Origin of the sequence: Cylindrospermum stagnale PCC 7417, from assembly GCF_000317535.1 — a bacterium.
Lineage (GTDB): Bacteria > Cyanobacteriota > Cyanobacteriia > Cyanobacteriales > Nostocaceae > Cylindrospermum > Cylindrospermum stagnale.
Genome location: NC_019757.1, coordinates 5,116,486 through 5,138,213 on the forward strand (window position 1 = coordinate 5,116,486; position 21,728 = coordinate 5,138,213).

At 41.6% G+C, this 21,728-nt stretch carries 23 protein-coding genes; 16 read left to right on the forward strand and 7 right to left on the reverse strand.

What is annotated here, in order from left to right:
* Positions 1-114 precede the first annotated feature (114 nt).
* Positions 115-282 carry a hypothetical protein gene (locus tag CYLST_RS34750; protein ID WP_157162620.1) on the reverse strand — a complete coding sequence of 56 codons (168 nt, stop codon included), beginning with the start codon at positions 280-282 and terminating at the stop codon, positions 115-117.
* A 31-nt stretch (positions 283-313) separates the two neighbouring features.
* Here CYLST_RS34750 and tpiA point away from each other — a divergent pair, with 31 nt between their 5' ends.
* Together tpiA and folP are read left to right on the forward strand one after the other, a co-directional pair.
* Positions 314-1,039, forward strand: a complete 726-nt coding sequence (tpiA, locus tag CYLST_RS21370; RefSeq protein WP_041233203.1) for a triose-phosphate isomerase — start codon at positions 314-316, stop codon at positions 1,037-1,039.
* Between the two features lie 108 nt (positions 1,040-1,147).
* Entirely contained in the window at positions 1,148-2,008 is an 861-nt protein-coding gene (gene folP, locus CYLST_RS21375) for a dihydropteroate synthase (protein ID WP_015209826.1), read from the forward strand.
* Here the strand turns inward: folP and CYLST_RS21380 are convergent.
* Positions 2,005-2,847 carry an SPFH domain-containing protein gene (locus CYLST_RS21380; protein ID WP_015209827.1) on the reverse strand — a complete coding sequence of 281 codons (843 nt, stop codon included), beginning with the start codon at positions 2,845-2,847 and terminating at the stop codon, positions 2,005-2,007. The two genes, folP and CYLST_RS21380, sit on opposite strands and share 4 nt — an antisense overlap.
* Positions 2,848-2,966: 119 nt before the next feature.
* Between CYLST_RS21380 and CYLST_RS36390 the strand changes: the two genes are divergently transcribed.
* Both CYLST_RS36390 and CYLST_RS21385 read left to right on the forward strand, forming a co-directional pair.
* Positions 2,967-3,095 (forward strand): hypothetical protein, encoded by a 129-nt coding sequence (locus CYLST_RS36390; protein WP_281172790.1) that lies wholly within the window; start codon positions 2,967-2,969, stop codon positions 3,093-3,095.
* A gap of 250 nt (positions 3,096-3,345) precedes the next feature.
* On the forward strand, positions 3,346-3,621 hold the full coding sequence (locus CYLST_RS21385; protein ID WP_157162621.1) for a hypothetical protein: 276 nt from the start codon (positions 3,346-3,348) through the stop codon (positions 3,619-3,621).
* A gap of 6 nt (positions 3,622-3,627) precedes the next feature.
* Here CYLST_RS21385 and CYLST_RS21390 read toward each other — a convergent pair whose 3' ends face one another.
* On the reverse strand, positions 3,628-5,100 hold the full coding sequence (locus CYLST_RS21390) for a polysaccharide biosynthesis/export family protein (protein WP_015209828.1): 1,473 nt from the start codon (positions 5,098-5,100) through the stop codon (positions 3,628-3,630).
* Positions 5,101-5,299: 199 nt separating this feature from the next.
* Here CYLST_RS21390 and CYLST_RS21395 point away from each other — a divergent pair, with 199 nt between their 5' ends.
* The gene (locus tag CYLST_RS21395) at positions 5,300-5,539 is read left to right on the forward strand and encodes a hypothetical protein (RefSeq protein WP_015209829.1); all 240 of its coding nucleotides are present in this window, start codon (positions 5,300-5,302) and stop codon (positions 5,537-5,539) included.
* A gap of 246 nt (positions 5,540-5,785) precedes the next feature.
* Here CYLST_RS21395 and CYLST_RS21400 read toward each other — a convergent pair whose 3' ends face one another.
* From CYLST_RS21400 to fabI, 3 genes are all read right to left on the reverse strand, one after another.
* Positions 5,786-6,766 carry an ABC transporter ATP-binding protein gene (locus CYLST_RS21400; protein ID WP_041233807.1) on the reverse strand — a complete coding sequence of 327 codons (981 nt, stop codon included), beginning with the start codon at positions 6,764-6,766 and terminating at the stop codon, positions 5,786-5,788.
* Between the two features lie 71 nt (positions 6,767-6,837).
* Positions 6,838-7,419 carry an imidazoleglycerol-phosphate dehydratase HisB gene (hisB, locus tag CYLST_RS21405; protein WP_085960790.1) on the reverse strand — a complete coding sequence of 194 codons (582 nt, stop codon included), beginning with the start codon at positions 7,417-7,419 and terminating at the stop codon, positions 6,838-6,840.
* 176 nt (positions 7,420-7,595) lie between these two features.
* A complete protein-coding gene (gene fabI / locus CYLST_RS21410) occupies positions 7,596-8,372 on the reverse strand; it encodes an enoyl-ACP reductase FabI (protein ID WP_015209832.1) in 777 nt (258 codons plus the stop codon).
* 381 nt (positions 8,373-8,753) lie between these two features.
* Between fabI and ntcA the strand changes: the two genes are divergently transcribed.
* From ntcA to ruvX, 3 genes are all read left to right on the forward strand, one after another.
* On the forward strand, positions 8,754-9,425 hold the full coding sequence (gene ntcA, locus CYLST_RS21415; protein WP_010998529.1) for a global nitrogen regulator NtcA: 672 nt from the start codon (positions 8,754-8,756) through the stop codon (positions 9,423-9,425).
* Between the two features lie 340 nt (positions 9,426-9,765).
* The gene (locus tag CYLST_RS21420) at positions 9,766-11,256 is read left to right on the forward strand and encodes a DUF3084 domain-containing protein (protein ID WP_015209833.1); all 1,491 of its coding nucleotides are present in this window, start codon (positions 9,766-9,768) and stop codon (positions 11,254-11,256) included.
* 39 nt (positions 11,257-11,295) lie between these two features.
* Entirely contained in the window at positions 11,296-11,742 is a 447-nt protein-coding gene (gene ruvX, locus CYLST_RS21425) for a Holliday junction resolvase RuvX (RefSeq protein WP_015209834.1), read from the forward strand.
* A gap of 144 nt (positions 11,743-11,886) precedes the next feature.
* Here the strand turns inward: ruvX and CYLST_RS21430 are convergent, their stop codons facing one another.
* Entirely contained in the window at positions 11,887-12,150 is a 264-nt protein-coding gene (locus tag CYLST_RS21430) for a DUF3146 family protein (RefSeq protein WP_015209836.1), read from the reverse strand.
* 283 nt (positions 12,151-12,433) lie between these two features.
* Here CYLST_RS21430 and CYLST_RS34755 point away from each other — a divergent pair, with 283 nt between their 5' ends.
* The 8 genes from CYLST_RS34755 (at position 12,434) to CYLST_RS21460 (ending at position 21,699) form a co-directional block, all read left to right on the forward strand.
* A complete protein-coding gene (locus CYLST_RS34755) occupies positions 12,434-12,583 on the forward strand; it encodes a hypothetical protein (protein ID WP_015209837.1) in 150 nt (49 codons plus the stop codon).
* A gap of 961 nt (positions 12,584-13,544) precedes the next feature.
* Positions 13,545-14,192, forward strand: a complete 648-nt coding sequence (locus tag CYLST_RS21435; protein WP_015209838.1) for an RNA polymerase sigma factor — start codon at positions 13,545-13,547, stop codon at positions 14,190-14,192.
* 428 nt (positions 14,193-14,620) lie between these two features.
* A complete protein-coding gene (locus tag CYLST_RS21440; RefSeq protein WP_015209839.1) occupies positions 14,621-15,253 on the forward strand; it encodes a hypothetical protein in 633 nt (210 codons plus the stop codon).
* A 671-nt stretch (positions 15,254-15,924) separates the two neighbouring features.
* Positions 15,925-16,065, forward strand: coding sequence for a hypothetical protein (locus tag CYLST_RS34760; RefSeq protein WP_015209840.1), 141 nt, complete (start codon positions 15,925-15,927; stop codon positions 16,063-16,065).
* A gap of 342 nt (positions 16,066-16,407) precedes the next feature.
* On the forward strand, positions 16,408-18,261 hold the full coding sequence (locus tag CYLST_RS21445) for an albusnodin/ikarugamycin family macrolactam cyclase (protein WP_015209841.1): 1,854 nt from the start codon (positions 16,408-16,410) through the stop codon (positions 18,259-18,261).
* Positions 18,262-18,399: 138 nt separating this feature from the next.
* Entirely contained in the window at positions 18,400-18,675 is a 276-nt protein-coding gene (locus tag CYLST_RS21450; protein WP_015209842.1) for a PqqD family protein, read from the forward strand.
* Between the two features lie 194 nt (positions 18,676-18,869).
* Positions 18,870-19,352, forward strand: a complete 483-nt coding sequence (locus CYLST_RS21455; protein ID WP_157162622.1) for a lasso peptide biosynthesis B2 protein — start codon at positions 18,870-18,872, stop codon at positions 19,350-19,352.
* A 526-nt stretch (positions 19,353-19,878) separates the two neighbouring features.
* Positions 19,879-21,699 carry an ABC transporter ATP-binding protein gene (locus tag CYLST_RS21460; RefSeq protein ID WP_015209844.1) on the forward strand — a complete coding sequence of 607 codons (1,821 nt, stop codon included), beginning with the start codon at positions 19,879-19,881 and terminating at the stop codon, positions 21,697-21,699.
* Positions 21,700-21,728: the final 29 nt, after the last annotated feature.

Sequence of the window (21,728 nt, forward strand, 5' to 3'; positions counted from 1 at the left end):
ATGAAAAGTGGTACATAAACTGCACAGAGAATATTACGCTATCGCATCTGATGTACTCAATTACATTGACCACTTTTCTCAAAGGCATTTCCGGCTTATGCACGCACTAAAACCTTACGGGTTAGCTTGTTGATCGCACTCAAGAAAAGCGATTTGCACCAAAGGACCATCGCGATCGCCTGACTCAGTCCAGCCAGTGATAACGAGAAGCACCTCCTCAGCACCCTTTACCCCCTTGATAGACAAGGTGTGACATAAAAAGTAGTACAGTGAAAAATGCATCTAGTAGCGTTAGGACTCGACTAAATCACCTGTGCGGAAAATCGTTATTGCCGGTAACTGGAAAATGTTCAAAACCCAGGCAGAATCCGAAGACTTCTTACGCGGATTTTTGCCCCACTTGGAGGATACGCCCTCAGAGCGAGAAGTGGTACTGTGCCCTCCCTTCACTGACTTAAGCGTAATATCCAAGTATTTGCATGGTAGCCGTATCCAATTAGGGGCGCAAAACGTCCACTGGGAAGAATATGGAGCCTACACAGGTGAAATTTCCGCTCCCATGCTGACAGAAGTTGGTGTGCGCTTTGTGATTGTCGGTCATAGCGAACGACGGCAATTTTTTGGAGAAACAGACGCCACCGTTAATCTGCGCCTAAAAGCGGCTCAAAAGCATGGACTGACACCGATTCTCTGTGTAGGCGAAACTAAACAACAACGAGATGCGGGGGAGACAGAAAAGCTGATTTTCGCCCAATTAGAAAAAGACTTAGTAGACGTTGATCAGTATAACTTGGTCATCGCTTACGAACCAATTTGGGCGATTGGCACCGGTGACACTTGTGAATCAAAAGAAGCGAATCGGGTAATTGGCTTAATTCGCAGCCAGTTGAATAATCCCAATGTGTCGATTCAATACGGTGGCTCAGTCAAGCCAAATAATATTGATGAGATCATGGCTCAACCAGAAATTGATGGTGCCCTAGTGGGAGGAGCGAGTTTAGAACCTGATAGTTTTGCCAGAATCGTGAATTTTCACTAAAAAACGATTTACAACCTTTAATCAAGTCGCCCTCCTCGCCGGCGGGGAGGGGTGCTTCAATTGATTAGCAACGCCAACCCCCAGTAACAAGTTTTAATCACTTTCTTTATGTCAAACAACTTAATCATTCGGGGACGCTGTTTCCAGTGGGGACAGCGCACCTATTTGATGGGCATTTTAAATGTGACGCCCGATAGCTTTAGTGATGGCGGCGATTTTAACACTACCTCTGCGGCTGTAGCACAGGCCCAAGCGATGGTAGAGAGGGGCGCTGACATTATTGATGTCGGTGGTCAATCAACTCGGCCAGGGGCAAAAGAAATAACTATTGAAGAAGAACTTGACCGAGTGCTGTCGGTATTGCATTCGCTACGACCAAAAATTTCCGTCCCGATTTCTGTAGATACAACCAGGGCATCTGTAGCCAAGGCAGCTGTAGAAGCTGGGGCGGATATGGTGAATGATATTTCTGGCGGCACATTTGACTCAGAAATGTTGCCTGTAGTAGCCAAGCTTGGTGTGCCGATCGCATTAATGCATATCCGAGGAAAACCCCAAACAATGCAGCAACATACTGATTATCAGGATTTGATGGGGGAGATTTATAGTTTTTTGTCCCAGCAAATTACCGCTGCCATTGCTGCGGGCATTGACCAGGAAAAAATTATTATTGACCCTGGTATTGGCTTTGCGAAGAACTATGAGCAAAATTTAGAAATTTTTCGCCGCTTGTCATTTTTGCGATCGCTAAACTGCCCGATCTTGGTAGGAGCATCCCGCAAAAGTTTCATAGGCCGCATTTTAAATCAACCAGACCCCAAAGCACGAGTCTGGGGAACAGCAGCGGCCTGTAGTGCGGCCATTTTTAATGGTGCTGATATCCTCCGAGTTCACGATGTTCAGCAAATGCGCGATGTGTCGCTGGTTGCTGATGCACTATACCGACAACCAGCACCGCCTGACACTTAGTTAGCACCGTTTTCGGTGTTTTTACTATTACCTTCAGCATTTACAGACTCCGCAATCAGTTCCTGAAACATTTCAGATGAGTTGGCAGGGTCTACAAAGACAATTTTGGCATTATTGCTCTCACCAAGTTTTTGGCTAGCCTCTACGTAATTTTGAGCAACAAGATACCGCAAAATATCCTTAGTTTCCGGATGCGTTCGTAAAGCTTCGGCAATTATCTGTACTGAGGTTCTAGTTGATTCTGCTCTCTTAATCGCCGCTATATTATCCCCTTCTGCTTCTGTAATTACTGCCCGTTTTTTAATTACAGCAGCTCGCTCCTCTTCCATTGACTTCCGCACACTCTCAGGCGGTGTAATTCTCTGAATATCTAACCGGATAATATGTACTCCCCAATCTGCTGTTGTGTCATTCAACTGGTCTAAGATGGCTTTGTCCATATCAGATCGGGAGAGATTGGTTTCCTCTACTGTGTTCCGAGCGATGATTTCCCGGAGTGTAGTTGTAGCTAATTGTGACAGTGCGCCTTGCAGATCGTCAATAGCGTAAAAGCTTTTCTCGATATCTCTGATCCGCCAGAAGAGGACAGCATCAACTTCCAAGTAGATATTATCTTTAGTGATCACATTCTGAGGCTTGATGTCAACAAACTGCTCTCGCGTTGTATCCTCCATCACAATCTGATCGACGAAGGGAACAATGAAGTTCAGTCCAGGTTTAAGTTTGCGATGAAATCGCCCTAAGCGTTCCACTAAGGCTTCATTACCTTGATTAATCAGTTTTGCAGATCCTAATGCATAACCTATCAGCACTAAGACTATAAAAATGATTGGCTCCATATATGCTCCTATTTAGCTTTTGGGAGAATTTAGCATAAAGCACATGGTACTAGCTTGTCCTACCTTTAAGTCTAATATTTTGAGGAAAGTGATTTTATGAACATCAGCGGCAATGTTTGGTGATCAGCCGTTGCAAGTCTGACACCTATTCTGCAAGCAGAACAATTTACCGAAATGCGATCGCGCAAAGCGCACTTGGTGGAGTAGGCGATCGCGCGGAGCGCAGTGCAGTCGGCGATCGCAATTAAAGCACGTTGATCACACGCTGGCAAGGACTGCTGACGCCAAGGCCAAGTCCAACACCAACCCTAACGAGTGTCGCAGGCATAACCTAACGCCTCAAAATCTTGTATGTGTGGGGTTTTCAACCCATATCATACATCTGTTAGCTTTTTTGAGGAAATTTGCCTAAAACCCTGTCAAACATGTCCATAATGTCGACATCAACACAAAAAAACACTCAATGTCAGGATGCATGAGTGTGGTGTTTGTGGATCTGTGCAGGACAGAGATATTGCTGTTGCTGTTCGCCAAACGTGGCGCGAATGCGCCATAGTTATGCTTCTAGTAGCTAAAGGCACTCTACCAGGGTTGGGAACAAACCGGGATGAAGTCCGGTTTGCTAACGTAGACTTTGATGTTGCTGGCTCTACTTCACACAACCGGAAAATTGCGGCTAGCACGAAGCCACTAAAACAAATAAAGCTTCAAAAATCCAATCCTACTGCTCTGGTTGTAGAAACCCGGACATCAACCAAAGGTAGGCTTGGGTAGTTCATACTAGAGTCCAAAAACCCTCAAAAGTCCAAAAATCACACCTAAAGGCCCGGCAACAGTGTTGAGACCATCAGTAGCCCTGGCCAAGCCAGAACGGTTGACCACCACGACATCATTGTTGCGAAGTATAGGATTACGTTCCTCATTAATTCCTTGAGAGAAGTCTACTTTAACTGCACGTTTCGTGACAGTACCATTAGGGTTGAGACGAATCAAATCTACAGTAGCTGTTTTAGCTCTAGAATCGTTGAATCCGCCAGCAGCAAGCAGTGCTTGATTTAATGAGCTATTCGGCTGAAGCGCTGTCACCCCTGGTGCTTTGACTTCGCCCACCACACCTACTTGAATTCTTGTAGGAGACAACGTAGTAGTAGCTAATTGAGTAGCTTCTGCTGAACTAATCTCTGTTGCCGTAGGAATAATAATCGTATCTCCATCTTGCACAACTACGTCTTGATTAATATCGCCACTCTCCAATAGTTGCCAAAGATTGATATCTATAGTTTGCTCTGATCCCGTTCTCGTGGGTCGGCGTAACTTAAGATTGCGAATATCAGCTTGTGATGTAATTCCCCCAGCTAGTTGAATTGTCCGCATCACCGTTGGCAGACCACTGCCAGCTGCGCCACCAGCCCCTCCATCTGTAGCACCTGCGGTGACAAGATAGGAACCGGGGCGGTTAACTTGACCAATTATTGCTACCGTGCGGGGTGTGGTTGGGCTGGCAGCAAAGTTAGCTGCAAATAAATTGCGTGCTTCTGCCACGTTGAAGTTAGTTGCAGTTGGCACAACTATCGTGTCTCCATCCCGTAAGGTAATATCCTGGGATATCCTGCCTGTTTGGACGAGTTCTTTCAAATTGAGAGTGACGACTTGCTCTGAAGAGCGTCCTATCTTGCGTCGTAATTCAACTTGAGTCACATCTGCCGACAACGTCACCCCTTGCGCTGTCGTGAGTGCGGCTAACACGGTTGGGTATTGTACCCCTGGATTGTTTCCCGCGCCTCCGCTTAAACTCAGAGTGTAAGCCCCTGGTCGTGTCACCTCTCCGGCAACAAAAATATTTATGGGACGAGGTGATAACAGATTGACGGAGATCAGAGGACGTTTGAGAAAGCGAGCGTATCTTTTGGCAATTTCGTCAGCAGCCTGTTCGGTTGTTAATCCAAGAACGGGTACACTGCCAATTAAAGGTAGGTTAATCGAACCACCTGGGGGAATTTGGTATTCACCTGTATATTCTGGTACTTCAAATACATTGACACGTATGAGATCACCGCCGCCTAAAGAGTAATCTGTAGCTAACGGTGAAGTTGATAATACTGCTTTTGTAGTTGGTGATACTGGTTGTAAAGTTGGTAATCCTGGTTGTCTCTGAGCTAGGCTGGTAGACGGCAAAGCGATATTGACAGCCGTGAACAAAGCCGCACCTGCAAATGACTGGGTGAGGAATTTCCGTAAACCTATATTAATCATATTTACCTGAGACTCTGAGACTACGAGCTGCGAAGTACTGTCTAAACATTTTATTGTTGACTATACTTAAATATTCAAGTTCCCCGACACTCTTATTTTCCAGGAAATGCTTGACTTTCCGGAGGTAAATTATTTATTGAACTTGAATTTTTAATGAACTTAATTTAAAGCTAAACCATGTTGAATACAGCAATCATCAATGAATAGCAAACTTATCGTGAAAGATGTCAAGAGTCAAGAGGATACAGAAAGAGTGCATTGGCTAAAATCCCTTTGTAGCAACTGCCTTTGGCATAGAGAAAGGCAGTTTTATCTGGACTGCAATGTCCAAATTTATGCTGGAAATCGGGGCTTTGGTCTACGGGCACGCCGCATAAATTATATACAGGCAAATGATAAATATAGTGATGCTCATGATTTGATTCTGAGTAATTTTTGAGTCCAAACAAAGTAGCATAAATAACAATATATTTTATACAAAGCCCAAAAAGATAGGCAGGATAAATAGAAATTTAAGTAAGATTTTTGATGTTTTGCTACTTCTAAAAAGAGAGCAAATTTGATAACAGTCCGACTCTCTAGGTTGCTGCTATATAGTGGTAAGTAGTAAAACTTACCACTGACAATGATAACGAGTGTCTACGTTTATTTATGCCCTGCCTAGTGAATTTAGAAATAATCCTAGTTAATTTCCTTCCTGTTGTTTTTGGATCTGTTGGATAAAAAACTCTTCCAGAGATTGACGGGATAAGTTCATCGTCAGGATTTTTCCCCCCATCAGACGGAGACTGGCAAGAAAATCATAGTAATCGTCTTGTAGTATGCCTTGCCAAGAACCATCAGGCGCAAATTCTAGACTAGGTATCCATTTTTTGATAGTTTCTGAGCTGCCACCTTGACCTTTAACGTGATATGTGGTTTCGCTGCCTAAAAGTTCATTGAGGGAGCCAGAGCAAATTAATTCCCCTTGAGCGAGGATCGCAATGCGATCGCAAATTTGCTCCACTTCACTGAGAATATGGCTGTTAAAAAAGATTGTCTTGCCAGCGGCTTTGAGTTCCAGAATAATTTCCCGCATTTGGTAGCGTCCTAGGGGATCAAGACCAGACATCGGTTCATCTAAAAACACCAAATCTGGCTCGTTAATTAGTGCCTGGGCCATACCAACACGCTGTAGCATTCCTTTGGAGTAGCGGCGAAGGAGCTTTTTGCGGGCATCAGCTTGGGATAAACCCACTAATTCCAGCAGTTGGGGAATGCGTTGACGTTGCACAGTCTGGGGAATTTGGAACAGCCCGGCGGCTAACTGCAAAAATTCCCAGCCTGTGAGATAGTCATACAAATAAGGATTTTCTGGTAGGTAGCCAATACGTTGTTTGACACTGCGCTCACTTAGTGGCTTACCCAACAATAATCCCCGACCAGAGGTGGGACGGATAATTCCCAGCAATAGTTTTAACAAGGTGGTTTTACCAGCACCGTTTGGCCCCAGTAATCCAAAGGTTTCTCCTTGAAAAACTTGTAAAGAACAGCTTTTCAAAGATACGACTTTTTGATTCAGCCAAAAGCCAGTGCGATAGACTTTTCGCAACTCAGAAGTTAGGACTACTGGTTGATTGTTTGTAGGATTCGGTTGAGAATCAGATCTGTCTGCAACAGACTTCATAAAACTTTTAGAAATTGGGAAACCCCGTGCATTCATACCGGGGAGGAAACACGTCACGAAGTATAACAAATTTATAAAACGCCTTTAGAACTGGGAATCAGCCCCCCACGACGGGGATCGATTTCCACCGCCATTCGCATTGCTCTAGCAAAAGCCTTAAATGTTGCTTCAATGATGTGATGAGAATTAATGCCATCTAGTTGGCGAATATGCAGCGTCATTTGGCTATGGTTCACCACCGCCACAAAAAATTCGCGCACTAGTTGGGTGTCGTAGGTCCCCACCCGCTGGGTAGGAATTTGCAACCCGTAGCTGATGTAGGGACGTCCGGAAAAGTCTAGGGACACCTGAATTAAAGCTTCATCCAGAGGTGCGAGAAAATTACCAAAGCGGACAATACCTTTCCTGTCACCTAATGCTTGACTCAAAGCTTGCCCTAAGGTGATTCCCACATCTTCGTTGGTGTGGTGGTCATCAATTTCTAAGTCTCCCTTGGCTTGAACATCCAGGTCAATCAGCCCGTGGGAGGCAATTTGCTGCAACATGTGATCTAAAAACGGAATGCCGGTTGCTGCTTTACAGATTCCTCTACCATCTAAGTTAATCGTAACTTGAACATCAGTTTCGCCTGTGGTGCGGTGAACTGAAGCCATCCGAGGAGTAAAGCTTGGCTGGTCTTGGTGTGAGGAAGTAATTTGGCGTTGGACAGAGTCCTTACTGAAGGTATCGCTGATTTGCATAGTCATTTGCTAATGGTTAATGTCTAAGGGGTAATGGGGAAGGGCTAATAGTTTGATCCAATTACCTCTTCCCTAATTCCCAAATCTTATTACATACCCATAATTTCATATCCAGCATCTACATACAGGACTTGCCCAGTAATTCCGCTAGACAAATCACTAGACAAGAAAGCCGCAGTATTACCAACTTCTTGCTGAGTTACAGTGCGCCGGAGGGGGGCCACTTGCTCTACATGATGAATCATATCCAATATCCCACCTACCGCTGAAGATGCCAAAGTGCGGATGGGCCCGGCGGAGATGGCATTCACCCGAATATTTTGCGGTCCTAGTTCAGCGGCCAAATAACGCACACTAGCTTCCAATCCTGCTTTGGCTACGCCCATAAGATTATAGTTAGGAATCACCTTCACGCCGCCTAAATAGGTGAGGGTAATAATACTACCTCCCTCTGTCATCAGCGGTTTAGCCGCACCACTTAACTGCACCAGTGAGTAGGTGCTGATTTCTAGCGCTGTGTTGAAGCCAGAACGAGAGGTTTGGCTAAAATCTCCACTCAAATCGTCTTTGTTAGCAAAGGCCAGACAATGGATCAGGATGTCTATTCTGCCCCATTTATCGCGGATAGTCTCAAAGGTAGATTGAATCTGTTCATCGTTTTGGACATTGCAGGGAAGAAATAAGCTAGGGGTCAGGGGTTCTACCAATTCTGCAACTTTTTTCTCCATCTTGCCTCGTTCATCTGGCAAGTAGGTAATGCCTAGGTTAGCTCCTGCTTTGTGCAATTGTTGGGCGATCCCCCAGGCGATCGAGCGGTTATTGGCAATACCTGTAACAAGGGCGTTTTTTCCGGACAGATTAAGCATAAAAATTGTAAATGCGATCAATCATTTAGGAGCATACTAGAATCTGAGGCGAGTTTGTCTTTGTTTAGCACAGAATTTGTAAAAATGATGATTGGCAATCTTTGGAAAGCAGCAACAAAACGACCTGTTATTCCTTAAGATATTCTCAAGATATTAGGAATTTTTCGGTAAAAATCCTTTTATCTACAGATACAGGAACTGCTGATCAACAATAAATAGCTGAAAAAAACAATAATTATGTATCATTATAAACAAATAGCTATGAAGTATTGAGTTTGAGTATAGGAAAGTACAGAAAGGTTGACGGTGTCTTCTTGATTTTTCGGGTGTATTCTTAGGTAATCAGTTTTTGTTTTTCCGGCATTGGGTAGGGGAAGGGAGATGATCGTGACACAAGATAAAGCCCTAGCAAATGTTTTTCGTCAGATGGCGACCGGAGCGTTTCCGCCGGTTGTGGAAACTTTTGAACGCAATAAAACGATCTTTTTTCCCGGCGATCCTGCCGAACGAGTTTATTTTCTTCTCAAGGGTGCTGTGAAACTTTCCAGGGTGTACGAGGCAGGAGAAGAAATAACGGTAGCACTGCTGCGGGAAAATAGTGTTTTTGGTGTGTTATCACTGCTGACGGGAAATAAGTCAGATAGGTTTTACCATGCGGTGGCTTTTACGCCTGTAGAATTGCTGTCAGCGCCAATTGAACAAGTGGAGCAAGCACTCAAGGAAAATCCCGAATTATCAATGTTAATGCTGCGGGGCCTATCTTCGCGGATTTTACAAACAGAGATGATGATTGAAACCCTTGCTCACCGAGATATGGGTTCCAGATTGGTGAGTTTTCTGTTAATTCTCTGTCGGGATTTTGGCGTTCCTTGTGCTGATGGGATCACAATTGACCTAAAGCTATCTCATCAGGCGATCGCCGAAGCAATTGGTTCTACTCGCGTGACTGTCACCAGGTTACTTGGGGATTTGCGTGAAAAGAAGATGATTTCAATCCACAAAAAGAAGATTACTGTGCATAAACCTGTTACTTTAAGTAGGCAATTCACTTAAAAACAACCGGGGGTATAGAGGTGGCACGGTGCGATTTTAGATTTTGGATTTTGGATTGAGAATTTATCAGCGGGAATCCAAAACTATCTGCTAGAACGCCCAGCATCGACGGCAAACAGACACAGAGAACAAGGTATCCTGATTCTCCAGCTACTGGATCAACGGACTCAAAACAATCCAAAATCTAAAATTGAGTGACACGGACAGTTGGAGGTAAATCTAAAAATTGAGTAATTTCAGCTTTTGCCAATCTCTACTCCCCAACAGAAAATGGTTGAAAGTAGTAGGCTGTATCTGGAAGCATTATGCCGACCGCACAATACGTGAACGGTAGCTGAAGATGACCACCGGGTACATCCTCATCGCAGCAATTTTAATTTTGGGAGGCGTGATCGCCACCGTGGGCGATCGCATTGGCACACGAGTTGGCAAAGCACGCCTCTCACTATTCAAGCTGCGTCCCAAAAACACGGCTGTACTGATAACTATTTTTACTGGTGGGTTGATTTCTGCATCAACTCTAGCAATTTTATTTACTGCTGACGAAGGATTACGCAAGGGAGTCTTTGAGTTAGAAGATATTCAAAAAGACCTGAGGCAGAAGCGGGAACTGCTAAAAACCGCAGAAACCCAGAAAAGCCAGGTAGAAAGTCAACTAAACCAAGCCAGGAAAGAACAAGCTCAGGCACAGCAAGATTTACAGAAAATTAATCAGTCGTTGCAGGCGGCAAATGCCAAGCAACAAGCAACCGAAGCCCAACTCAACCGCACCATCAGCCGACAAGCTCAAACTCAAGCTCAACTCCAACGCACCCAAAGCCATCTGGGTCAAGTGGTAATTCGCTATCAACAAGCGATCGCCGAACTGCAAAGCGTTTACGATCAGCGAAAGGCACTACAGGCGGCAGTTGAACAACTAAAGACAGAACGCCAACGACTGTACGCCGAAGCAAAAAAAGCGATTGACGAAGCTAAAACAGCGATCGCCAAACGCGATCGCGAACTTGCTAACCGTCAAGAAACCATTCAACAACGCGATCGCAAAATTGCTCAACTAGATCAACTAATTCAAAATCGCAATCTAGAAATTACAGAACGAGAGCAAGTGATTGCCAAACGGGAATCTCGCCTCAAAGAACTGGAAAAACAACAGGAATCTCTAGAACAGGAAGTGGCAAGGCTGGAAAAATATTACCAGTCTTACCGCGACCTGCGTCTGGGCAAGTTGGCGATAATTCGCGGTCAAGTTCTAGCTGCTGCTGTTGTTCGCGTTGACAAAGCCCCCGCTGCCCGTCAAGCGGTGATCAAACTTTTACAGGAAGCCGACCGAAATGCCAATCTCGAATTAACTGAACCGGGGACAAATCCCTCAAATGTAGAGATCCTCTACGTTACCCAAGATAGAATTGAGCAACTGATCAAGCAAATTGATGATGGTCGAGAATACGTCGTGCGAATTTTCTCCGCAGGCAATTATGTCAGGGGAGAAAAACAAATCGAATTTTTTGCCGATACAGCAAGAAATCAACGGGTCTTTTCAGCAGGTGAATTACTAGCCACAACCACCGCCGATCCGAAAACGATGACATCTTATCAGCTGCGGCAGCGACTGGATCTGCTAATTTCCGCTTCGCAATTTCGCGCCCGAAATGCCGGCATTGTCGAAAATGTGCAAATAGAAGGTACTTTCCTGCGCTTTGTTTCCCAACTGAGGTTGTATGGTCAGCCATTGGAGATCAAAGCGATCGCCGCAGAGGACACCTTTACCGCCGGGCCACTAAGAGTGAGACTAATCGCAATCATCAACGGACAAATTATTTTTAGCACCTAATTAAATTTTGAATTTTGAATTTTGAATTTTGAATTTTTTATGACTTACCGTGAATTTTCACCAACACAACCAGTTATTTTAGGCTTTGATCCAGGTAAAGATAAGTGTGGTATTGCGGTGATGGGACTGGATCGGCAGCTATATTATCATGAGGTGGTGATGGCATCAGATGCGATCGCCAATATTGAGACACTACGCCAAAAATATCCCATTTCCTTGTTGGTGATGGGTAACCAAACTACAGCCAAGCAGTGGAAACAGCAACTGCAACAGCAATTAGCAGAGCCGCTGAATATTATTTTAGTGGATGAACGCTATAGCACCTTAGAAGCACGCGATCGCTATTGGCAGATGTACCCACCGCAAGGACTAACAAAGCTATTACCAAAGGGTTTGCGGCAGCCACCAAGGCCGATAGATGACATTGTCGCTATCCTTTTGATCGAAAGATACTTAAATCGCCTCACCGAATCAGTTAACAACTAACTCATAATTCAGCCCGAATAGCTTCCTGTAGGTTGGGTTGAGGAACGAAACCCAACATTCACTGAATCAGTGAATTAGGCAGGCGTAATTACATACAAGGCTTCCTGTAGGTTGGGTTGAGGAACGAAACCCAACATTTTCAACTTATAACTCAGCCCGAATAGTAAAAGCATAATCTCCTCCCGGCTCTAGCTGGTAATCTTGTTGTTCCAAAAAGCGGCCGAGGGGTTCTTTAATTAATGCACGACCTTGGGAAGGCTTCACAGAAAGTTCTCCCCGACGAAAATGCCACTGGAAATGCCACTCAAAGCTACCCGCGCTCACTTCACCTTCAAGAAAGCCGTGTTGCCAAGATTGGCGAGTAATTCTGACATGGGCAATGGTTTCTGGCAGACGCTTGGCACTCACGATGCTTTATGTCAAGTATGGGATAAAAGCCAACTATGTAGGCTACTTATTTTATTTAACAAAGATATCTTAAATTGACAAACTGACAAAGAAGAGGTGGACGAGTGAACTCACGCACCACTTGCTTCAAGTCGGCTCCGCCGACGGCAGTCGCTTTATACCTCTTAACCCTAGTCGAGTGCTGCCTCCCCAACACAGTGGCTTGGCTACCAAAACCAAGCCTGACGGGAGAAGGCTTATAAGTGTAAACACTAAAGAATAAAAGCAGGTTCATCTAGCGCTTATGGCTGCTCTTGCTGGCGTTGGTGTGATGACTGGAGGGGCGGCTGTTGTTGCATTTGGTGCAGGTTTTGCTGCTTGGAAGTTTATCAAAGGAAATAAGAACGCTCCTAAGCAGATTTTGAAAAAGTTGGAGGCTAAACTTTATTCCTGATTCAAAATATTAACTCGGAAGCCAAACAACTGAAGTCGCAGCTACTAGAACAAAGCATGCTTTCGCAGGCTATAATGATAAAAACAAACAGATAAAATTCAAATTAATTAGCCTGAAATTGAGTTTTTTTTCAGTCTTTTTGTTCAATCAGATCGGCTTCCCAATGTTCCAGTCGAGTCACCCGAAGACTGAAAGTCATTTGTCTGAAGTATTCCCATCAGAGACCTAGATTAGATACTCTGCAACTATTCCATTTTGATTATAACTACTCAATTGGACATGATATGAGGGGTATTAAATTTGGCGTTGATTTTGGCTCAGTTAATGAAGATAGTAGCCTCCGCTTCCAATGGATAACAGGGTGGTAATCTCAATAAATATAAGTGTTCTTTTACAAATCTACAGAATGTAAGCTAAGGTATCTTAACATCTGAACATTGCTTACTCAGCAGTTATGTTTGTCTGATTCTCATGTACCTAAAGAAGTAAAATATCATCACTTTGGAATGATGTTTTATCTGCACTACCTCCATCTAAATCCTGATAATTGTTTTTTATAAAAAGGTGTAGTATCGCTGTTATAAAAATCTCAACAAGGGGTAATTCTAACAAAGAAAGTAATCGAATACTACTGGTTGTAGTTCTAAGACTGCAAGCATAGTCAGCATCTAGTTCAAGGATTTAAAGCACTTTTAACTGCTTGGTTAAACCCGAACCTCCCTACATTATAGTTAGCCCTAGAACGCAGGTTAGCACCAATTATCATAAAGTACTTCACAGTTCTTCCGGTAAGGTTTGTAGTGTCTACTGGTAGCAAGCAAACCCTTGTACCAGAAAGATCAAAGGATTAGAACAAATTTTAGACATGCTGCCATTGGTACATAATTGGGTTTGACTTCACAGCGGTTTAAGCAAAAACTACACCAAGACCCACAATGTCCAAGCTAGAAGGACGTGTCAGATGATATCAAGACAGCTATCAGCGTGTTATTACCAGGAAATTCTCCGCGACTCGTACTATTGCCACAAACTAGAGCAGATTGCTCGTAAATACACTAGGGGCACAAGCTTATCTTGGGAAGATGCTGTTCAGGCAGTTCATTTAAAACTTTTCCAGACTATTCAAGCTGGAAAATTTCAGTTAAGGGACGTGGAACAGTTTTATCACTGGGCTTTTACAGTCGCTAAATGTGAAGTCATTGATTTTGTTCGCAAAGAAAAACTACGAAACTGTCAAAGTTTAGATTGCGCTATTCCTGAGACGGATATAGTTCTGCTAGATACGATTCCTGATGAATATAATGCTTTAGACGCAGCAGAGCGTGCAGATTTAATTATAAAAGCGGTAGAAGCGATTCACCAACTTGATCAAAAATATCCTCATCAAAAATATCTCAAGCTGTGGCAAGGGAAGATTGAAGGAAAAACACAAACGCATATTGCAGCTGAACTAGGAGTTAGCCAAAGTAAAGTCTGCAAGCGGTGGCAGGAACTTGTAGAACGAATTGCTGAGGCATTAGGATTACTCGAATTTGAAAACGTTAAGCAAAAACAGCAAGCAATTGGCAAGCAGAAAGCAACACAACAGTACTCAAGAAATCAATGGTAAATCAATAACTCATAAATTCGTTGTTGCTCAAATTTGTAAAGATTTAAACGAGTCGTTATAATCGGACGTGCTCGTTCGTTAACGAATATATAAACATAATCACACTTAGAGGATGTTTGAAAAGTTGTTTATGATAAATATAACACTCGTAGATCCCCCTAAATCCACGCCAGTCGCTCATGGGGAGCCACTGCGTTGGGCGGCTCCGCCGACTTGAAGCATGTGGCGTGGAGACCCCCAAGACCGCGCTGGCTCCCCTTCCGGGCGACTTTAAGAGTTTATTGCCCCCCTTTTTAAGGGGGGTTGGGGGGATCTCGATCAATTTTGATACTTTTCAAACATCCTCTTAGAATCCCCGACACTCAGATATCTTCGTTGGGTATTACAAACTTATGCGTATAAATAGGAATAATACACAAAGTAGTAACATGTCAATTCCACAGCCTGGAGAAATCTGGGAAGTGAGCCGTGTGGTGCGAAGTCCTCTAGAGTTCTCAAATAAAGAGCAACAAACATTGTACCCCTCTTCAGTGCAAAGGTTTTTAGCAGGGAACTCACTACCGCGCTATGTGATGATTGTCAAAGAACCTGAATCATCAGTAGAAGAAGAACAGCAGTGGGCAATTGTTTTTGTGATGTTGTTATCTGTAAAAACAGAGTTTCTCAATAATGTGGATTTGTTGATTCCTTCAGATGTGTCTGCGGTTGGACAAGATTTACTAGCTGAGACTTGGCATGTTGTTCCTGCATTAGCTTGTAACTTACTACAACCAGTTGGAAAAAGGCTCTCCCGCAAGATTTATGATTACCTGCTGGCAGTAGGAGACTATTATCAGGGGTTAGCGGAGGAACTACCAGCAGTGCCAGAAACTTATAGCTTAGGACTAATAAGTGGGAGCTTAGATGCTGCCAAAGACTCAGCAATTCAAAAGTTTCATCAGCAAGAGAAAGCTTGGAGTGATGTGTTGACAGTTCCAGTAGCAGCTTACCAGACTTACTGGGAAAGTATAAAATTTACAAATGCAGTATTAGATGAGACCTTGCACTTAGAACAAGAGTGAGCAAAAGTTTCTAGTGCAAAACACCAGTATTGTTGAGTTGGTAAACTGCAAAATATCTTTGAGCCTGAATATATAGAAATGTAAATAAATATTTTGCACTTGCAGCTTGTATATCCTGGTTGTGATTTTAAGAATGCAAACATCCTAAAGAGCTAGGGTAAGTCTTCCTTGCTTTAGCGTAGAATAAAGCCTGTAAACTCCCTAAAGCAAGTATTGGTAGCTAAAATTCCTGGATTTTAGAGAACACGTTCAGGGCATAAAAGATTTATCCCATAAAACCACAGATTTTTTTTTTTGCAAGTCTTGGAATAATTTACCTTTGGTATTCGTTATCAGAAATAAGAACTGCTAATAATGAAGTTCACAGGTAGAAAAGGAAGTCTGGCTATGAGCAACTATTTTATCTAGACTCTGGCTCATACACTTACGTTTCACTTGTTTTTACAGTTTTTTAAATCTGAGTGATCCTATGTGTGATGAAGGTTGGAGACACTATTTAGTTGCTTTATGCCTAATCTGTGAAGCCAAAGACCCCGACGCCCTGTGTTGAAGCAGAAATTAAACCTCAATATCAGGCTAAGTCAGGCTTTGTATTAGCTTTATGGAGCAGATTAGCTAAGGTTTGATTCCACCCAACTTACTTATTAACTCAATCATTTGGAGGTTTTCAAATGACAACGCTAAATCCAACAAAAAAACAGTACTCTCAGCCTGAAATTATTGAGATAGGTGATGCAGTTAGAACAACTTTAGGTCATCATCGTTGGGGACGTCGAGAACACCACCGCCGTTACTACTACCGTTGGCACTGAAGTAGAATAACTGCCTCAAAGCCAATTTGCTAATCTTTTGCTCAACTTTAGCTACTTAAGTAGCTAACTGTCATTCGTAAAAAAATTGGGTGAAGAAAATGAAGTAAGTTAGCACTAATTTTCACTTTACTTCACCCTTTTGTAAATTTCTTAAAATAAAAAATTTACTGACATTACTGCTTCAAGATCATGTTAATAAAGCAGTAATTTTGTATTAGTTTACATTTGTAATTAAGCTAATAGCATTACATCTTTATTTTCTAAAGTCGCAATATCTAAGATTTTCCTAAATCAGTAAAACCAAAAAAATGTTAATCAACTATTGAATAAAACTAAAATAATATGAAACATTGGTTTTGTGGTTTTGTAATCCAGGATGATTGTCTTCTAACAAACCTTCCCAAACCATCTAATGGAAAGTTACTTTGGGAAGATACTAATTACTTGTGGCTCTGTGGAGATTGGAAAAAAAGGCAGGTAATAAAATTTTCTGAATCCTTGGTTAAACTAGCCATAATTGGTAGTTGTCTTGCATCATATGAAACTGTGGTTAAGTTATTTAAGAAAGCCGTCAGAGAAAGTGAGTATAGCCAACTCATGAGACTGCCAGGCATATATAATTTAATTGTTCAAGATAATGCTGATACATATGTATTTGTCGATTCTGCTGGTGTAAAAACTGCATTTTATGCAGTTCATAATTCTGTCATCACTTACTCTTCATTAGCAATAGCCCTACAACAACTGCTGAAAACTGAAGTAGATCAGTCTTGGCTTGCTACTTTTTTATCAGGTTCGGGGACACTAAGTCTAGTACAAAAACGTACTCCCTTCTGCGGTGTGCAGCCTATTCCCCCCGGTCACTATTTACATATTTCATCAGGAAAACTGGCATGTAAGCGCTATTGGTATAAACCGCAGGAATATAAGAGTTTCTCTGATGCGGCTGAATATCTGCATGAACAGTTGCTAACTGCTGTCGAGGGAAGAGTCAACTTATACGGCAATATATCTAGCGATTTGAGCGGTGGTTTTGACTCTACGACTCTGGCTTTAATAGCCTCCAAAGCTTTAGCAAATCAGAGTAAACAATTGGTTACAATAACCGAGAAAACTTTGAGTGCCATTCAATCATCGGACGTCAAATATGCCCAGCAAGCAGCTAGTCTTTATCCAAATATTAATCCTGTAATGGTTGAGGATTTTAATCTTCCTAGTGAATATAGTGGTTTGGAATCAGTTCCTTTAATAGATATACCAGATCCAGTAGTTCTTGATATGGCAAGAATTATTTATAAAATGGAAATTGTCAAATTAAGCGGCTCTCAATTACATATTAATGGAGAAGGTGGAGATGCAGTACTTTCATCGAGTTGTTCTTATTGCGTGGATCTATTAAAGCAAGCAAAAATTATAGGATTTTTGCAGCACATTTTAGGATGGTCAAGATTAGCAACTTGTTCACCACTCCCATTGATAATGAGTTCTATAAACCTAAATTTTAGTTCTTATCAGCAGTGGCTAATGCAGAAAATTAAAAACAAAACTTTACTAGTTACAACATCTAATAATCTAACTAATCTTGAGGAAACTATCACTTGGGATTCTCTTCCTAAGTCTACTAGTTGGTATACCAATAAGTTAGTAGATTTAGTTTTGGAAGAACTATACAAGTGGGCACTAATAGCGACACCTTTTGCTGATAATCCTGGTGAACATCAAGCTATAGCTATTATTCAAGGGATGGGGTCTAGTATTAAAGCTGAACAGCAGGTAGCCGATATTTATGATGTCAATTTAGAATCTCCTTTTCTTGATTCTTCGGTAATTGATGCCTGTCTGTCTGCAAAACCAGAAGAGCGGACAAGTCCATTTGCCTACAAACCACTTTTAATCAAAGCATTTCAGCAGGATTTACCGCAGAGTATCTTTAAACGTAATACTAAAGGGGAATATACAGCAGATGAGTTAATTGGTTTTCGAGAAAACCGACATATAATCAAAGAAATTTTAAATACCTCTCTTTTAGCTGATATGGGACTAGTAGACATAAAAAAATTACAAACTGCCATGCAATATTTTAGTATACGATTGTCTGATAATATGTCATTTTTCAATACTACACTATCACTTGAAATTTGGTTACGTCGATTGGCGCAAAACAATTATAGTTTTTGGTCGAAAGAGGATTTCTAAAAACAGCAAAAGTTGCAGAATTGTCCTGAAATAAAGTTGAATATTAAGGTGGGTTATTTTTTGCTCTTAACGAAGTCCTTTACTACCATACTAAAACAAGACAAAGTTTTAGCTTTAGTTATTAATAGGAGTAAATTCATGAAAGAAGTTTCTATTCCACATCACATTTACACAAGTTTTTTTGAAGAAAGTGCAGTCTTATTAGATGCCAAAAAAAATATTTATTATGCTTTGAATGATAGTGCGGCTGATTTTTGGAAGTTATTAGTAAAATCTGACTCCGTTGAAGAGACGCTGAAAGAAATTTCAGATTTATATGAATGTTCTTCTACTGTTGTTTTAAAAGATATGGAGGCTCTAGTAGACCGTCTTCTAAAAGCTGGACTGCTAGAAATAAAAAGAAGTAATCTATGAAAAAATTAAATTGTTGGTGATGCTTCGATATTTTCTAATTAAGTCTTTTGATGCGCGAAACCATAATTTTATGTATACCATCAAGCAAAGCTGAATAAAAATATGATGCTATATACAGCACTTTGCGTAATGGTCAGGCACAATAATTAGGCAAATAAGTTTAAAAACCAAGATAAACCCTGTACCAATTGGTCGTGCAAAGTGCTGTATTTACAGGAAAAACTCAGTTTTTGATTTTAAACAGGGAGAGAGATATTATGGATGATAGAATGTCGTTAACTCCTATTGACATAAATTTAAAATGGAGTGAGCGCTTAACAGGTCTATTTGTTGTCATAGTTGCATACATAGCTATACGTTGTTTGAGTATTTTTAGAATTAGTAAAATTCTTAGCGTACTCAAGAGATACTGCTTGCGTGAAATCACATATGAGGAGGCAGAGATTGTATGGGCAGCAGTACGTAAGTCGAATTTTTTGCTATTAGGAAGACTAGCATGTCTAGAATTTTCTTTGGCTTTTGTGCTCTTTGCACTAACTAAAGGTCTGTCATCAACCTGGTGTGTAGGTGTATCTAATGAACCAGTTCAAGCCCATGCATGGGTAGAAATTAGTGATACACCCTTTCGTGAAGTGGATAATTTTGAATATCACTTTAGAAAATTGATTGCCGTTTAAAATAAATCCTTCAGTTCGTTTATTTTGCTCCAAGTTGTTAGAATTGATGACGAGAAAATTAAGGTTATAGCTCATCAAAAGGCTTAGAGGTTGTTTAAAAACTTTTAGGCGAATATAACTCGCTACTACACAAACAAAGCCTGCGCGGAAAGACTGAAAAATCAAGGGTCTCAAACCCACATAGGTGGGTTTTGTCTGTGTAGTCGCGAATTATATTCGCCCATTTAAGTAATAAATTAGACTTCTCAATCATCCTCTAATAACCAGTGAAATTAAGTACAGAGTGGCTTATAAAGCTTGTTTTATATGATTGTCATGGACTGACTAACGGGACGACTAGAGCTAGTCACAAAGTTCCTATTCTGATTAAGTTAAATTTTTTAAAGGAAATAATTAGTAACTGGTACTTAAAAGCATTAAATCGAGTCAAAAGAGTCAAGGTTACAAGCCAAGCCGCTAAATTGGAACTTTAGTTTTATCCAAAACTAATTTATCATAAGAAGGCTTATAAAAAAGGATTAAATTAATGATTGGCTTTCAAGAATGGCTTGATTCTCTACGTAAATCCACAAAAGTTTTATTTCGGGCTTTAACATTATTATGGAAAGCGGCTCCAAGGGAGACCATCTTTCTAGCTGCTGCTATTCTGTTGCAGGGGCTTGTTCCAGCATTAAGCATTTGGATTAGCAAGTTAGTAGTAGATACAGTAGCAGCAGCTTTGACTCAAGGTGAGAATTTAGGGCAATTATCAATTGGTATTTTAGTAATAGGATGGGTTGGAGCTTTCCTATTAGATTTCCTTCTAAACCCTTGGGTACAAGCAGTTCAGGGTAATATTAATGATAAGCTAACGGCTCATATTAGCTTACGTTTAATGCATAAAGCAGATACTTTTGCAGATTTGAGCCGCTTTGAAGACCCTGAGTTTTATAACGAGCTACAAATTCTCCAAAAGGAAGTTAGCTATCAGCCACTGAATTTACTTCAGAATTTAGCTGGAGGAGGTCAGTCGTTCATTACCTTGGTAGCTATGATAGTTTTACTGGTTCCCTTAGGGTTTTGGATTCCTTTGGTGATTGCGATCGCAGCCATACCTCAGATAGTTGTTTCTTTTCAGTATGAGACGAAAATTTGGTTAACTCTGTTTGAAAATAGTCCACAAGCTCGGCGAATGCAGTATTGCACATCAGTAATGCTTACTGATGCTTATGCTAAAGAAGTGCGGTTGTTTAAGACAGGTTCATTTTTTATTGGTATTTACCTGCAAGCATTTCAATCTTTACACCGATCTATGCGACATCTGCGGCAAAAGCAAGCTCTATGGACGACTGGCTTGGCCCTGATAAGTACGCTAGGAAATGGTTTTGCCTTTTTCTGGGTAGTGCAACAGGCTTTTAGAAGACAAGTTAGTCCAGGAAGTGTACTTCTGTTTGTAGAATCGCTGGCTGCCCTCCAGCGAAATCTTGAAGAATTTGTCAAAGCTAGTTTAGAACTTTATGAAACATTGTTGTATATGCAACAGTTTTTCAACTTCCTAGATACTGAATTATCAATGCCACTGTGTATTCCAGGAAGACCTGTGCCAGATATGATTCACTCTGGCATTACTTTTGATAAAGTTCACTTTCGCTACCCAGACAATCGCTTGGCTTTAATAGATATTTCCTTTACTCTTTACCCTCATCAAACAGTAGCCATAGTTGGGGAAAATGGAGCTGGCAAAAGCACGTTAGTAAAGTTACTCACCAGGCTGTATGACCCTACAGAAGGAGCGATTTTGATTGATGGTGTAGATCTAAGAGAATTAAATCTAGATGACTGGCGACAGCAGATTGCAGTAGTATTTCAAGACTTTGGTCGCTACGCCATTACACTGGGGGAAAATGTTGCTTTGGGAGACCTTAAAGCTTTAGAACATCCAGAGCTTCTTAGACATGCAATTGAAAAAGCTGGTATGCTTGAATTAGTCGAAAAGTTTTCGACTCAAGAAAATACTCCTTTAGGTAAGCAGTTCGGTGGTACAGAGCTTTCGGGTGGGGAGTGGCAAAAATTAGCTCTATCGAGAGCGTTTGTACGGACACAAGCTCAGTTATTGATTCTTGATGAGCCTACTGCGGCGCTTGACCCTCGTAGCGAGTACGAAGTTTATCATCGCTTTGTTGAGTTAGCTAAGGGCAAGACTACTCTCCTGATCACTCATCGGCTAGCGTCGGTACGTATGGCTGACCGCATCTTAGTTCTCAAGGCTGGTCGTTTAATCGAACAGGGCACTCACCAAGAACTTTTACAGCGCGAAGGCGAGTATGCCACGCTTTGGAATATGCAGGCAAAAAATTACAACTTTTAAACTGCTGAAGTTGTGATTTTTAAACTGTC

Coding starts and splice junctions, on each gene's coding strand:
- CYLST_RS34755 (WP_015209837.1), top strand. CDS start 12,434: ATGGCTGCTCTTGCTGGCGTTGGTGTGATGACTGGAGGGGCGGCTGTT.
- fabI (WP_015209832.1), bottom strand. CDS start 8,372: ATGCTTAATCTGTCCGGAAAAAACGCCCTTGTTACAGGTATTGCCAAT.
- CYLST_RS21390 (WP_015209828.1), bottom strand. CDS start 5,100: ATGATTAATATAGGTTTACGGAAATTCCTCACCCAGTCATTTGCAGGT.
- ruvX (WP_015209834.1), top strand. CDS start 11,296: ATGACTTACCGTGAATTTTCACCAACACAACCAGTTATTTTAGGCTTT.
- CYLST_RS21445 (WP_015209841.1), top strand. CDS start 16,408: ATGAAACATTGGTTTTGTGGTTTTGTAATCCAGGATGATTGTCTTCTA.
- CYLST_RS21400 (WP_041233807.1), bottom strand. CDS start 6,766: ATGAAGTCTGTTGCAGACAGATCTGATTCTCAACCGAATCCTACAAAC.
- CYLST_RS21380 (WP_015209827.1), bottom strand. CDS start 2,847: ATGGAGCCAATCATTTTTATAGTCTTAGTGCTGATAGGTTATGCATTA.
- CYLST_RS21395 (WP_015209829.1), top strand. CDS start 5,300: ATGAATAGCAAACTTATCGTGAAAGATGTCAAGAGTCAAGAGGATACA.
- folP (WP_015209826.1), top strand. CDS start 1,148: ATGTCAAACAACTTAATCATTCGGGGACGCTGTTTCCAGTGGGGACAG.
- CYLST_RS21450 (WP_015209842.1), top strand. CDS start 18,400: ATGAAAGAAGTTTCTATTCCACATCACATTTACACAAGTTTTTTTGAA.
- CYLST_RS34750 (WP_157162620.1), bottom strand. CDS start 282: ATGCATTTTTCACTGTACTACTTTTTATGTCACACCTTGTCTATCAAG.
- CYLST_RS21435 (WP_015209838.1), top strand. CDS start 13,545: ATGATATCAAGACAGCTATCAGCGTGTTATTACCAGGAAATTCTCCGC.
- ntcA (WP_010998529.1), top strand. CDS start 8,754: ATGATCGTGACACAAGATAAAGCCCTAGCAAATGTTTTTCGTCAGATG.
- CYLST_RS21460 (WP_015209844.1), top strand. CDS start 19,879: ATGATTGGCTTTCAAGAATGGCTTGATTCTCTACGTAAATCCACAAAA.
- CYLST_RS21420 (WP_015209833.1), top strand. CDS start 9,766: ATGACCACCGGGTACATCCTCATCGCAGCAATTTTAATTTTGGGAGGC.
- hisB (WP_085960790.1), bottom strand. CDS start 7,419: ATGGCTTCAGTTCACCGCACCACAGGCGAAACTGATGTTCAAGTTACG.
- CYLST_RS34760 (WP_015209840.1), top strand. CDS start 15,925: ATGACAACGCTAAATCCAACAAAAAAACAGTACTCTCAGCCTGAAATT.
- CYLST_RS21440 (WP_015209839.1), top strand. CDS start 14,621: ATGTCAATTCCACAGCCTGGAGAAATCTGGGAAGTGAGCCGTGTGGTG.